Source organism: Pararhizobium gei (genome assembly GCF_029223885.1).
Classification (GTDB): domain Bacteria; phylum Pseudomonadota; class Alphaproteobacteria; order Rhizobiales; family Rhizobiaceae; genus Pararhizobium; species Pararhizobium gei.
This window is the reverse complement of record NZ_CP119409.1, coordinates 4,195,941-4,209,382: the sequence shown is the minus strand read 5'-3', so window position 1 is coordinate 4,209,382 and position 13,442 is coordinate 4,195,941. Positions and strand designations below refer to the sequence as shown.

General features: G+C 60.4%; 10 protein-coding genes. 3 read left to right on the top strand and 7 right to left on the bottom strand.

Annotated elements, in window-relative coordinates; genetic code table 11:
• Window positions 1-158 precede the first annotated feature (158 nt).
• The 7 genes from PY308_RS20240 to PY308_RS20210 form a co-directional block, all read right to left on the bottom strand.
• Window positions 159-1,841: an ABC transporter ATP-binding protein gene (locus PY308_RS20240; protein WP_275786280.1), complete on the bottom strand. Its 1,683-nt coding sequence runs from the start codon at window positions 1,839-1,841 to the stop codon at window positions 159-161.
• The gene (locus PY308_RS20235) at window positions 1,838-2,782 is read right to left on the bottom strand and encodes an acetamidase/formamidase family protein (RefSeq protein WP_275786277.1); all 945 of its coding nucleotides are present in this window, start codon (window positions 2,780-2,782) and stop codon (window positions 1,838-1,840) included. Before PY308_RS20235 ends, PY308_RS20240 begins: the two co-directional genes overlap by 4 nt.
• A 178-nt stretch (window positions 2,783-2,960) precedes the next feature.
• A complete protein-coding gene (locus PY308_RS20230; RefSeq protein WP_275786273.1) occupies window positions 2,961-4,580 on the bottom strand; it encodes an ABC transporter substrate-binding protein in 1,620 nt (539 codons plus the stop codon).
• 37 nt (window positions 4,581-4,617) lie between these two features.
• Entirely contained in the window at window positions 4,618-5,538 is a 921-nt protein-coding gene (locus PY308_RS20225; protein WP_275786271.1) for an ABC transporter permease, read from the bottom strand.
• Window position 5,539: 1 nt separating this feature from the next.
• On the bottom strand, window positions 5,540-6,388 hold the full coding sequence (locus tag PY308_RS20220; protein WP_275786267.1) for an ABC transporter permease: 849 nt from the start codon (window positions 6,386-6,388) through the stop codon (window positions 5,540-5,542).
• Window positions 6,388-6,969: an ANTAR domain-containing response regulator gene (locus PY308_RS20215; RefSeq protein ID WP_275786264.1), complete on the bottom strand. Its 582-nt coding sequence runs from the start codon at window positions 6,967-6,969 to the stop codon at window positions 6,388-6,390. Before PY308_RS20215 ends, PY308_RS20220 begins: the two co-directional genes overlap by 1 nt.
• On the bottom strand, window positions 6,966-8,102 hold the full coding sequence (locus PY308_RS20210; protein WP_275786261.1) for a transporter substrate-binding protein: 1,137 nt from the start codon (window positions 8,100-8,102) through the stop codon (window positions 6,966-6,968). The genes PY308_RS20215 and PY308_RS20210 overlap by 4 nt, the downstream gene beginning before the upstream one ends.
• Before the next feature lie 570 nt (window positions 8,103-8,672).
• Here PY308_RS20210 and PY308_RS20205 point away from each other — a divergent pair.
• From PY308_RS20205 to PY308_RS20195, 3 genes are read left to right on the top strand one after another with little or no spacing between them, the layout of a single operon-like run.
• Complete coding sequence (locus tag PY308_RS20205; RefSeq protein ID WP_275786260.1) at window positions 8,673-10,505, top strand: AfsR/SARP family transcriptional regulator; 1,833 nt, start codon at window positions 8,673-8,675, stop codon at window positions 10,503-10,505.
• Window positions 10,506-10,545: 40 nt separating this feature from the next.
• Entirely contained in the window at window positions 10,546-11,532 is a 987-nt protein-coding gene (locus PY308_RS20200) for a phosphatase PAP2 family protein (RefSeq protein ID WP_434064268.1), read from the top strand.
• 48 nt (window positions 11,533-11,580) lie between these two features.
• Window positions 11,581-13,281 (top strand): S8 family serine peptidase, encoded by a 1,701-nt coding sequence (locus PY308_RS20195; protein ID WP_275786255.1) that lies wholly within the window; start codon window positions 11,581-11,583, stop codon window positions 13,279-13,281.
• Window positions 13,282-13,442: the final 161 nt, after the last annotated feature.

The window sequence follows — 13,442 nt, the reverse complement described above, 5'->3', positions numbered from 1 at the left end:
TCTACAGGAAACATTTCAATATTCGGAAGAAATTTTTAGCTGAATGAGATGCAAACTGCGGTGAAGCTGCAATCGACCTTTTCGCAGGCGACGAAAGCATGGCCTTCGTGGCGCACAAGATCGCGTTGCGACATCCAACCCCTCCATGCAAGCCAACATCAGGCAATATGGCGGCGCTTTGGATCCGGGATCGGAACCGCTGCCATCAGTGCCCGCGTGTAGGCATCCTGCGGATTCTCGAACACGGACCGGCGCGAACCCATTTCGATGATGCGGCCGTTTCGCATGACCGCAACATTGTGGGACATGCGCTCGATAACTGCCATGTCATGCGATATGAAAAGATAGGCCAGCCCCATCGTTTCCTGCAGTTCCAGCATCAGATCAAGCACGCGGGCGCGGACCGAAACATCAAGCGCAGCGACACTTTCATCGGCGACGATCAACTTTGGCGCGAGCGACAGCGCACGCGCGATGCAGATCCGCTGCCGCTGTCCACCCGAAAATTCATGCGGATATCGGCTTGCCGCATCCGGCTGCAGGCCGACGCGTCGGAGCAGTTCGGCAACGCGATCCCGGCGTTCGGAGCGATTGCCGATGCCATGGATGATCAGCGGCTCGGCGATCGCATCGCCGACAGCCATGCGCGGGTCGAGCGAGGCATAGGGGTCCTGGAAGATCATCTGGGCGGAGCGCCGAACGGGCTGCATCTGCCGCTGGCTGAGGCCGCCGATAGTTCTACCATCGATGGCGATATGGCCGGTGAAAGGGATGAGGCCGAGCACGGCCTTCCCGGTCGTGGATTTGCCGGAGCCGCTTTCGCCGACGAGCCCAAGAGTCTGGCCGGGAAGAATATCGAACGACACCTCCTCGACTGCCGCCGCAACGGGCTTCGGACGGAAAAGCCATCCCGACTTTGCCCCATACGTCACGGCAAGGTCGCGAACGTTGAGGACCGGCAAGCGGTCGGGGGTTGCCGATTCTGCGGGCATTGCGCCGACGCGCGGTGGCCCGTCGGTGCCGCGGTGAGCGCCAAGCAGCGGAACGGCAGCCAGCAGTTCGCGCGTATAGGGTTCACGCGGCGTGTTGAAGATCGGCAGGACGCCATCCTGCTCGATAACTCGGCCAGCCTGCATGATCACGACACGGTCGGCCATTTCTGCCACGACCCCCATGTCATGGGTGATGAGGATGATCGACGCGCCGAATTCCTGCTTCAGTTCGCGCATCAAACGCAGGATCTGCGCCTGGACGGTAACATCGAGCGCGGTGGTCGGTTCGTCGGCGATGAGAACCTTCGGCTGGCAGGACAGCGCCATGGCGATCATCACGCGCTGGCGCATGCCGCCGGACAGCTCGTGCGGATACTGGGTCATGCGGCGCACCGGCTCTGAAATCTGAACAGCGTCCAGCATGCGCAGCGCCACAGCGGTCGGAGTGGTGCCTTCTGATCCCTGATGCTCGCGAATGGCCTCGATCAACTGCGCGCCGACGGTCATCACCGGATTGAGCGAGGTCATCGGCTCCTGGAACACCATGGCGATATCACCGCCGCGCACGGTGCGCATTGCACGATTGGAGAGCTTTGTCAGTTCGCGGCCGGCCAGCGCGATGCTGCCTGAAGCAATCTGAAGCGAGGCTTGCGGCAGCAGACCCATGATCGAAAGCGAGGTTACGGATTTTCCCGAGCCGCTTTCTCCCGCGATGCACAGCGTTTCGCCCTGGCGCAGGTCGAAACCGACGGCATCGAGTACCCTGCGCCGTCCTTCCGGCGTGCGGGCATCGACGCAGAGTTCACGTACGGAGAGGACCGGGCCTGCTGCGGCAACGGCGAGCGTCACGAAAATACGATCCTGGGGAAGTAGAAGGATACGACCCAGTTCGGCATGTCGACGATTTCGCTGATCCTGAGATCGCCGCAGACCGAGCAGAGCATGTAGGCATCAACGGGATTCATGCCGTGTTCGGTGGTGAGCAGGTCAATCATGCGCATGACGCTTTCCCGCGCACCGGTCATCAAATCCGGGCCGATACCGGTGGTCACTTCATAGCCCATGCCATCGAGATGCCGGGTCACGGGTTCGGTGGTGGTGAAGCGCGGGCTCTGCAGCCGGGCATCCTTGACCAGTTCGATCGTCGCCTCCACCTCCATCTGGCTCTCGATCGCCGTACCGCAGACCTCACCATCGCCCTGGGCGGCATGCGTGTCGCCGATCGAAAAGAGGGCGCCTTCGACTTCGACCGGCAGATAGAGCGTGACGCCTGCCGTCAGGTCGCGGATGTCGAGATTGCCGCCGACGCGGCGTGGCGGTACCACGGAATGCAATCCAGGCTCGGCCGGTGCGACGCCGATCGTGCCGGCGAAGGGTTTTAGCGGAACCTTGCCACCGGGGCCAAAAAGAGACGGCGCCATGGTGTTGGCGTCATAGGACCACATATGCAGGGCCGGATCCTTGAATTGATCGGCGAGGAGCCCGAAACCGGGAATATTTGCTGTCCAGCCGATGCCGGAGGGGATGAAACGGCGGATGGTGACCTTCAGCGCATCGCCCGGCGCAGCCCCTTCGATATAGACCGGCCCGGTGACCGGATTGATCTTGCCGAAGTCGAGTGCCGCCAGCGTCTCCAGCGTCGAGCCGGCCCCCAGCTGGCCACCGGAGGAATCCAGGCATTCGAAATGGATCGTTTCGCCCGGCCTGGCGATGACAGCCGGTTCGAAGTCCCTGTTCCAGCCGAAATTGTGCTGGGCGCGGTGAATGGTATAGGTGCAGGCGACGCACATGGTGTTTCCCCGTATTGATTTTTAACTGTGAGGCTTGCCCCTCATCGCAGCTCTCTCCCCGCGCACGGGGAGAGGGAACTGGCTCGGAGTTCGCCGCTCGTCCTTCTCCCCGTTTACGGGGCGAAGGTGCCCGCCCCTTTGGGTGAAAGAGGGGCGGATGAGGGGCAGTGCCCTTTCGTCAGTCCTTGACGAAGATTGCGTCGTAGTTGATGACCCGGGTCGGGTCGATGTAGATATTGCCCTCGCCACCCATGCGCGGCGACTTGGCGACAACCCGGCGTTCGTTCGTCACCGGGATCCACGGCGCATCAGCCATGACATCTGTGAAAATCTTCTCCCAGGCGGCCGTGCGCTCGGCCGACTTTGTCGGATCGGACATCGAATCGGCCGCGATTGCCCGCGCGTCAAGGTCCTTGTTGCAATACCACGACCAGTTCCAGCCGCCCTGGACCGCACCGGCGCAGCCGAGGATCGGCCCGTAGAAATTCGACGGATCCGGAAAGTCTGCGATCCAGGCCATGCCGCCCGACCAGATCATCGGCGCTTCGCCTTCGGTCCCGCCTGCTGCGATGACGTTCGATTGTGCCAATGCCCGCACCTCGGCCTTGACGCCGATGGCGGCAAGATCCTGCTGGATTGCCTGGGCGATGCGCGGCTGCGGATCGGTGTTGGTCGAGTAAAGGATGGTCTCGAAACCATCGGCAAGGCCGGCTTCCGCCAACAGCGCCTTGGCCTTCTCGACATCATAGGCATAGCCGGCATAGGCCTTGTCGTAGCCCGGCATCAACGGTGGCAGCACCTGGTTGGCCGCGGTTGCGCGACCATTGAGGATGCGGGTGATGCGCTCCTTGTTGATCGCCATGTTGACAGCCTGGCGAACCTTCAGGTCGTCGAACGGTTTTACTTTTGTGTTGAGCGTCACATAGCCGGTGTGCAGTTGTTCACCATCGACGATCACGTCGGCGCCTTCCGGCGCGTTCTTGATCTCGAGGAATTTTGCCGGTGGAATGCCGTCCCCGGCGATATCGACTTCGCCCTTCTGCAGGCGCAGCAGCGCAACCAGCGGCTCCTGGCCGACCTCCACCGTAAACTTGTCGATATGGGGCATCTCCTTGACGAAATAGTCGGGATTTCGTTCGAAGACGAGACGCTGCCCAATGGTCCATTCCTTCAGCACGAAAGTGCCGGAACCGACCGGATTCTTGCCGAAATCGCCAGCTGCCGCTTCAACGGCCTCTTTCGGAACAACGGAGGCGAAGTTGATGGCGAGTACATGCAGGAAGGTTGCATCGGGACGCGAGAGACGGAAAATGACAGTCGCATCGTCCGGCGTCTCGATGCCTTCCAGCGTCTCCGACGTGCCGCCCGACAGCGTGTCGAAGCCCTTGATCGCGCCGAAGAAGCCGGCGCCGGGGCCTTGCGTCTTCGGGTTGACGGCGCGTTCGATCGAATATTTCACATCGGATGCGACGACCTCGCGGCCATTCGAGAACGTGACCCCCTTGCGCAGCTTGAACGTGTAGGTCAGTCCATCCGGCGCGACCTCGAAGGATTCGGCCAGCGAAGGAATGAGATCCGGCGTGCCCGGCGTATAGTCCATCAGCCGGGAATAAAGGCTCTTGATCATCGACCAGTTAACCCAGTCATAGCCGATCGCGGGATCGAGTGTGGCGATGTCGTCCTTGTAGGTGATGACGATATCGCCGCCCTGTTTGGGTGCGTCCTGCGCGAAGGCGGTAAGCGGTGCGAAGGCGAGCGCCGCCGCTACAGTTGTATGTCGAAGCCAGCGTTTGAACATTATGAGTTCCCCTTTTTGGTTGCTGCTTTGGGATGGGTTAACGCGCTCGAATGCGCGGATCGATGAGTGGTGCGAGAACGTCGGCAACGAGGTTGCCGAGAACGATGGCAAGCGCAGAGACCAGCGTCACGCCCATGATGATTGGAATATCGACCTGCTGGATGGCCTGCCAGGCAAGCTGGCCGATACCCGGCCAGCCATAGACCGCCTCGACCACGACGACGCCACCCATGAACTGGCCGATATCGATGCCGATCATGGCGATGACAGGCAAAAGCGCGTTGGGCAGCGCATGGCGAAGTACGATGCGGGCGGAAGAAAGACCCTTTGCACGTGCAGTGCGGACATAATCCTGATTGAGCACGTCGATCATCGTCGACCGGACCATGCGGGCGTACCAGCCGGCACCAAGAATGCCGAGCGTGGCGGCGGGCAGAACGACATGGGCAAAGCTCCCGAAGCCGCTCATTGGAAACCAGCCGAGCGTAACGGCAAAGACATAGAGCATAAGCAGGGCAGCCACGAATTGCGGTGCGGAAACCCCGACGAAGGATGCCATCATCACGACACGGTCCACCGTTCCGCCCCGGCGGAGCGCGGCGACGACGCCGAAGAAGACGCCGAGCATCACCTCGATGAAGATGCCGGCGGCCATCAGGAGAAGTGTTGCCGGCAGGCGCGCGGCGATCAGCGTGCCGACATCGGTTTTCTGGGCGTAGGAGCGGCCGAGATCGCCTTGTAGGATACCCTGCAGATAGGTCAGGAATTGCACCGGAAGCGGCTGGTCCAGGCCAAGCTCGTGGCGGATATTGGCGACGGTCTGCGCTGTCGCGCTACGGCCGGCGATCATGCGTGCCGGATCCGCCGGAAAGGCGTAAAGCAGCAGAAATGTGATCGCAGCGACGCCAAACAGGATGAGCAGCGTCTGGACGAGACGGCGGGCAACCAGAAACGCCATGTCAGCCCCTCCCGCGCTGCGTCGGATCGAGGATGTCGCGGAGCGCATCGCCGACGAGGTTGAAGGACAAGGCGGTCAGCAGGATCACCGCACCGGGAATGAAAACCAGCCATGGGGCGGCCTGGAAATAGCTTTGGCTTTCGAAGATGATGTTGCCCCAGGAGGGCTGCGGTGGCTGCACGCCGATGCCAAGGAACGACAGCGTGGCTTCCAGAAGCACGGTCGTTGCAATGCCAAGCGTACCCCAGACGATCGCCGTCGGCATCAGATGCGGCAGAATATGGTGAAAGAGGATACGGGTATGTCCAGCGCCGAGCGAGCGCTCCGCCACGATGAAATCACGCTCCACGAGTCCACGTGTCTCCGTGTAGACGATGCGCGCGACCTGCACCCAGTTGACCAGCGCGATCACCATGGCGACGATCCAGAGGCTGGGGCGCAGAAGTGCTGCCAGAACGATGGCAAGCAGCAGGGCGGGAAAGGCCATCATCAGATCGGTGAAGCGCATCAGCAGATTGCCGACGATGCCGCGCAGATAACCCGCGAGAATACCGATCAGAAGTCCGATGGAGACGGCCACGCCGTTGGCGACGAGGCCGATCACCAGCGAGGTGCGCGCGCCATACAGCAGCCGGGAGAACAGGTCGCGGCCGAGTGTGTCGGTTCCGAGCAGGAACTGCGCACCTGGCGGCATGGGTGCCCCCTCGAGCGTCAGGCCGTCGAACATCTGTTCGTCGGGGCTATAGGGGGCAATCAGCGGTGCCGCGATCGCCAGAAGCATGACAAGGACGACGATCAACAGACCGAACAGCGCCGCGGGCTGGCGCGCCATTGTTTTCATCACGCGCATCAGCCGGCCTCCGGCATGGGCTCGGCGCCGCCGACAATCGAGGCTGCCAGTTGTTCCATAGGCAGCCGGCGTTTCATGGCGCAGTTGCGCAGGGTCGTATAGGCGTCGTGTTCGTCCACCTTGCGCGCAGCCATGATCTGCAGCACGGCTGCATGAACGAGCGGTCGCAGCCGAACGCGCTCCTCCAGATGATGAACCTTTTCCAGAACGGCGGTGCGCTCGCTGTGAATGCCGAGAGCCATCACGAGAGCCGGATATACGGCAGAAACCAAAAGCGGTTTTGCGATGATCGCGCCGGCCCCCTGCTGCATTGCCCAGGCGATACGGCCGGGGGCTTCCGAGCCGAGGAGCGCCACGAGCGGACGGGGTGCCACCTCTCCCTTCCAGGGTAACAGCCCATCCCAGCCCTGGTCGGCATCGACGAGGATGATATCCGGCAGCGCGTTCGGCGCGAGCGGCTGCCATTGCAGCGTCACGGACAACCCGAGCAGCCTGAGTTGGCGCGCCAGACGCTCCGTCATGCTGTCTTCGCGGTGCAGGATCGTTGCACGCCAGCCATTGAAATTCGGTGTTTCCCTCATGAAACGACCCGGAGCTGTGTCGGGAGGCGCCTCTGGCGCCCTGTCAGATAGGGGTCGGCAGCAATGGCCGTCTGCGATGCGATGATATCGAAACCGTTATCTGCGGTGATGCGGCCGAGATGGAAGGGCAGGGCCGCATGATGGGTGTCCGAATCGATGCGGATCGGGCCGAGCACGGTGTGTAACGGGGCTGCGGTTAAGAACTGGCGCACGGCCTCCGGCTCGTCGGTACCGGCAGCAATGATCGCATCCGCGCAGAGTTTCAGCGATGTGTAGGCGCAGGCGAAGACACTCGAAATCCGACGTTCCGGTCCGAACCGCGCCGCGACACGCCGTTTGAAATCGAGGTTTTCCGGGGTGCCGATGCTGTCGAAATAGGCCGCTGCGCAAAGCTGCCCGGTCGCCACGCCGGTGCCGATGTCCGACAGTTCGCACTCGGTCAGGTCGCAGCTTACAACCGGGCAATTTTCGGGACGGAAAGCCGGGTCGCGCGCGCCAAGCGCCTTTATGGCAGCGAGAAAGGCGTAACTCGACGGGCCCACGAGATTGTTTAGAATAAAGCTCGGCCGACGGTGCTCGATATCGCTGATGATGCGTTCCACAGCCGTTTCCTCGAACGGCAGGTAACGCTCGCCCAGAACTTCGCCGCCGACAGCGCCGATCAATTCCCGCGCCAGCCGGTTCATCTCCCAGCCCCAGACATAGTTTGCACCGACAAGATAGGGCCGGCTGCCATAGCGTGGCAGCAGGTAATCGAACACTGGCAGCAAATGCTGATTGGGACAGCCGCCAATATAGACGACGTTCTCGTTTGCCTCGAAGCCTTCGTAGGGACACATATACCACAGCAGCCCGTCGTGTTTTTCGACCAGCGGGAGAACTTCCTTGCGGGCAATCGAGGTGATGGTGCCGACAATATGCCGGCAGCCCCGATCGCGCAGCATGCTCCGCGCTCCTTCGAGGTAACCCGGAATACTGGCTTGCGGATCGATAAACACAGGCGCGATGCGGTCTTCATGCGCTGCCTGCAACTCCTCGATGGCCAATTCCGCCCCATCCCAGGCGTCGCGCCCCATCGATCCGTAGGGACCGGTGGTGGAGTAGAGAATGCCGATCTTTACTGCGTCGCGCATGAACCCGCCAAAAATCAAAAAACCCCATGACGCGGTTCCCGTGGGGAACGGGACGTCATGAGGCCAAACTGCCCGGCGACCACGAGGGTCATGTGAAAGAGAACGAAACTGCCTAATCTTATTGCGTGATTAACATACAGGCAGAACCTGCTTGTCAAGATAAATTTGCCCTCAAAATCGTATACGGGACGGGGCGGAGGGGCGAAGGCGCCATCGTCAACGGGTTTGCTCCGTGCCCTTCATCATCCCTTTGGTCGCACTTCTTCCCCGTCTCATGCCGAAACGGCGTTCGGAAACTGTGTAGCCGTCGTTGACCACGTTTCCCGCAACTATTCACGCTTCTTTCACGCTGAAATAGCGGTCGAATCGTATTCCAGCATAATTGTAGCGCAGCCAAGCAAATGGAGCGGAACGGTGCACGAACAGTCGGAGATAGTCGCTTCCGTTTACCCTCAAGCGGCCTCTGCATCGCCGCTCGTCTTGCTAAAGCCAGGTTTTGTGCCACACTTGCGCGACGCGTATTTTGGCAAGGATAAGTCTCCCTACAACGATAGTATCAGGTCAGCCCCCATGGACCGCAGGCAGCAGCCAGAAGCGGCTTATCGCATGTATCTGATCGGACCCTTCGCGATCACTGACCGTGCGGGAAAGGCTTTGACTCCACGGTCGCAAAAGTCGCAGGCCGTTCTGGCCATGCTGGCCCTTTCCCTGAGGGGATCACGCTCCAGGGTCTGGCTCCGGGACAAGCTATGGAGCGACAGGCCTGAGGATCAGGCATCCGCAAGCCTTCGCCAGGCCCTGCTGGATATCCGCAAGTGCCTGGGCCACGCCCGTGATCTCCTGGTGACCGACAAGAATACCGTTTCCCTTCGGATGGACCTCGTCGGGCTGGATACCGACGACATTCTTGCGAACGCCCATGCGGGCGGTCAGGACGATCTGGCCGCCGAACATTTCCTGGAAGGCGTGGACGTGCGCGACCCGGAGTTCGAAGAATGGTTGATGCTGGAAAGACAGGTCTGGCAGCGTCGATACGAGGAGGGGCAACTCCAGCACAAATTCGAACCGAAACTTGAATTGGCACGCGATGACAGGGAGCGAACACCCCTCGTGCCGGCAACCACCACAAGGCCGGAGACCGACAGGACGGCAGGCGAAGGCTCCAGTCTTGGAACAGGTTCCTCAAGCCCGATCGTCGGAGCAAAATCAAGCCAATGGGTCGTTGCACTCCTGCCGCCGCGCATAGCGGCAGGCAGCGATGGCGGACAGATTCTTGCGTCCGAAATGATGAGCCTGGTCGCAAAGACGATCGCTGACGGGGCCGACATCCGCGTTACCGATTTCTCCTTTGGCGGCGGAGGATGGGCGGGTTTGCCCCATGGCGATCAATTCGACGGCGGGGTTTCACTGGCAACACCGATTGGCATACAACTGGAACTGACGCTTTCCGGTCAAACGGCCCTGATCGTCCTGAGGGTCCTGCGGCTGGCCGATAACAGTCTGGTCTGGAAGGACAGTTGCATCGCGGAAATGCGGCGGCTGGAGCGGGGTGAAACCCACCAAGTGCATGGCCTGATCAACCACATGATCGATCAGGTCCACGCCTTTTTTCTGTTTCGGCCCGAACGAGGAGACCTAGAGCGAGAGACCAGTCTGGTCGAAGCGGTGAATTTGATTTTCCGGTTGTCCCGGGACGATCTGAATCGAGCCGAGATCATCCTGCACACCCTTGCGTCCGATCGGCCAAGCGCGTCCGTCTATGCGTGGCTTGCCTTCATCAGAACCTTTCGCGTTGGTCAGCGATTCAATGCATACGACTCGACAATCGTCGAGGAAGCCCAGTTCTATGCCCGGAAAGCACTGGAACTCGATATGAATAATTCCGTGGCGCTTGCTCTTATCGGGCATGTGCACTCGTTCCTGTTTTGCGAATATGACTATGCCGCCGGCCTGTTCGAAAGGGCGATACGTCTCAACCCGGTCCAACCGCTCGGCTGGGATCTCTATTCCATGTTGCATTGCTATGCCGGGCAGCCTGAAAACGCGGCGGCCATGGCCAACTGGGTGCAGAATCTCGGGTACTACAGTGCCCACAAATATTATTTCGATACGACAAAATGCATCAGTTCGGCGCTGGCGGGCGACCACGCCGCAGCCATCTCGGCAGGCCAGGAGGCGTTGAGGATGCGGCCCGACTTCAATTCTCTTTTGCGGTATCTCGCCGCAAGCTACGCGCATCGCAATGAAATGGACCTTGCGAGAGACTGCGTCCAGCGACTGGAAAAGGTCGAGCCAAACTTTTCGATCGAGGCTCTGCAAGACAATCGCTATCCGCTTTTGAACACTGCCGGCGGCAGGATGCTGATTGCCGGCCTCTCAAAGGCTGGCGTGAAGCTCCGGTAGTTTCCTTCAGATCAATCCGCTTTCCACATGAAGGGTACAGATCATGGCCGACGGAACGCCGACAACATCTCTGGTTCAGTTCTTGAACAGGTATCGCTTTCAGGTGGACGCTGACCAGGTATCGCCATGTGTTCCCATGCCGGTCCTTTCGATCGTGCCGGAATTGGCGATGCCGGCAGAGGACCAGCCCGACATCGCGGCTCTACCGATGGCCGCGGCTGTCTTGCATACGGCCGGCGTCATGAGCGCCGGCGTCGCCAACCAGTCGGTGCTGAACAAGGCGTCCCTCAACAAGAATAAAAACAAGAACAAGAACAAGAATAAAAACAAGAACAAGGTGACCTTCGGCGAATCCGGTTCTGGCGACGCCTCCTTGATTCCGGCGTTCGAATTGCGCCGGCTGCACCAACAACCCTCGCGAAACGCCTTTACGGCGGCAGCGCGGTTCACGTGGGAAATGCTGGATATCCCGCCGCCACCCGGCCCGGATTTCACACGGCTGGAAACCAAAGTTCTCCTGTCGATGCAAAAGCGCGACCGTGAGCGGGCGCGGCGGCTATCGGATATCCAGCAGGAGGCGTCGCTTTCCGTCAGCGAGTTTTCGCGACCGCTCTATATCGAGAATATTGGCGGCTACGAGCAAACCGAAGGTCTCTTCCAGAGCATCCTGACGGCGTGCGAATATGTCGGGCTTCTCTACAAAAGCAAATTCAATCGGCTGCGGCCCAATCAGTTCGAACCGCGCCTGAGACCGCTTCTGGCGGTGCCTGCTCACGAGGCTTATCCGAGCAACCATGCATTCCAGTGCTTTTCGATCGCGTTTGCGTTCAACACGATCCTTCCGGAACACCCAGCGACGGAAGAACTGACGCAAATTGCGCAGAATGTTGCAGAAAACCGGGAATGGGCGGGCCTCCACTATCCAAGCGATACGGCTGCCGGCCGTGATCTCGCCCGGCGGTTTGCCCCCTATCTGAGGGACGCATTCACCGCCAGTTTCAATGCCGTACACAAGGAGTGGGTGTGAAACGCATCCCTTTCCTTACCGACTGCTCACGCGCGAATGAGGTTACACATGGCACCGCAATCGGATGAAATGCAGCCCGCGCCTGTCGGGTATTATTATCTCTGGCATCTGGCAGCCCTCGGCATTGTCAACGCCGACTTCGGGGCCGCACCCACGGCGGTGCCCGCTGCCTCAGACAGTGCGCTGCGCAACAGTCCGTCGCCGGTCATCAGTACCACGGTATGGGATGCGATCGCTGATGCCGGTCCGGTGTCGCCGGCAAGGGTGGCCCTCATCGACGTGGGAATTTCACCCGATCATCCCAACCTTGCGACCCGGATCGACCACGGCGCTTCGATCGATCTGACGACGCACAATTATGGTGCCCGCACGCTCGACATACTTGACGATACGGACAGCGCTTTCCGGGAGCAAAAACAGCATTTCTTTTCAGGGCTCGATATATCGGCGCTTGGAAATTTCGGCCTGTCAAACGACGACAAGGAATATCTGGACGATATCGTGGCAGAATACGTGTCTTCGGAGGGTGTCTTGCGTCGCCTTCTCGATGTCAATGGTCTGTTCGCCTCCCATGGCACGGCCTGCGCCGGATTGATTGCCGGAGAGCCCTCCGCAGTCTTCTTCCCGGACAGCGGCAGTCCCTCACCACCCGAGGATATCTTTACCGGTCCCGGTTCGACCGAAGCGCGGCCCAACAAAAATCTCAATCTTTTACCCTATTTCGGCGCCGATCCCTTTTCCCGCCTTCTCAACATCCGGACGTCGTTTGAACAGGATGCCAAACAGTTTATCGCGGCGTTTCTCTATGCCTATCTTCAGAATGTCGATGTCATCGTCGTGCCTCGCGGCATCCCCGATCCGCGAAGGGGCGTCATCGAGCCGAAAAATGACCTCAAAGCAGATCTGGAACGCTGGGCCAGTCGTGATGCCGCGGATCTCTTCGCGCGGATTGCCCTTGCCGAAGAGGGACCGGCTGAACTGGAGCCGAAAGCACCGCAGCCAGGCTGCAATCCCGACAGGTTATGGAAAATCCTCAAGCGCGTCATTATCGGCGTGAGCCGGAAGATACCGGTCATCTGTGCTGCGGGCAACAGCGGCGAAAGCCAGCTGATCTATCCGGCGAGCCTGGCAGCTGCCGACAATGGCATTGTCGCGGTCGGGGCCGTCACGGTCGAAGGTTTTCGAGCGGGGTACAGCAATTATGGAGAGGGACTGACCCTCGTGGCGCCTTCCGATGACAGCGAAGTTTTCAACCGGCATCAGTTGCGCGTCGATCGTCTTTCCCCCTTCGTCGGCAGTCATTTGTATACCGCAGGTTCCGGAAAGGAATATTGCCATTCCTACTTCAGTCTTCTGACAACGGATCTCCCGGGCGTCTTTGGCTATGACGAGGGCAAGGCGCCCTGGTCGTCGCGGCTCCCCTCCGCTAACAATCCCGGTATTGGCGGCGGCTATTATACGAGCTTTGGCGGAACGTCCGGAGCGGCGGCCCTTGTCGGGGGCGTCGCGGCTCTGGTGCAGCGGGCTCATCGTGCCGCGCATAGCGGAGCGGTGAAGCTGGACGGTGTTGCGGTGAAACATATTCTGGAAGCGGCGTCGAGTTGCAGCAGCCATGTGGCCCCGGGCTTCCGGCCCCTGACGCCCGATTGCATGAACGAGGACAACGAAGACGTCATCGACCCAAGCTATTTCTTCGGCGCTGGATTGCTGGATGCGGCGAAGGCCGTGCAGGCTGCGCTGACCGCTTGAACACGCTCTGACGTCTTTCGTCAAAAGGATCCGCTCGCGGGTCCTTTTTTATTGAAAGTCTATTCAGCCTGCGCTTTTGACGCTGCGTTGACGGCCAGATAGCGTTCAGGAAACGCCGCCTGCTTAGTATCTTCCCATAGACAGCAGGTTCAGTCCGGCGC

Bases quoted from the DNA above. Each gene is read 5' to 3' on its own strand.
- PY308_RS20220 (WP_275786267.1), bottom strand. From the start codon at position 6,388: ATGCGCGTGATGAAAACAATGGCGCGCCAGCCCGCGGCGCTGTTCGGT.
- PY308_RS20225 (WP_275786271.1), bottom strand. From the start codon at position 5,538: ATGGCGTTTCTGGTTGCCCGCCGTCTCGTCCAGACGCTGCTCATCCTG.
- PY308_RS20195 (WP_275786255.1), top strand. From the start codon at position 11,581: ATGGCACCGCAATCGGATGAAATGCAGCCCGCGCCTGTCGGGTATTAT.
- PY308_RS20210 (WP_275786261.1), bottom strand. From the start codon at position 8,102: ATGCGCGACGCAGTAAAGATCGGCATTCTCTACTCCACCACCGGTCCC.
- PY308_RS20205 (WP_275786260.1), top strand. From the start codon at position 8,673: ATGGACCGCAGGCAGCAGCCAGAAGCGGCTTATCGCATGTATCTGATC.
- PY308_RS20235 (WP_275786277.1), bottom strand. From the start codon at position 2,782: ATGTGCGTCGCCTGCACCTATACCATTCACCGCGCCCAGCACAATTTC.
- PY308_RS20230 (WP_275786273.1), bottom strand. From the start codon at position 4,580: ATGTTCAAACGCTGGCTTCGACATACAACTGTAGCGGCGGCGCTCGCC.
- PY308_RS20215 (WP_275786264.1), bottom strand. From the start codon at position 6,969: ATGAGGGAAACACCGAATTTCAATGGCTGGCGTGCAACGATCCTGCAC.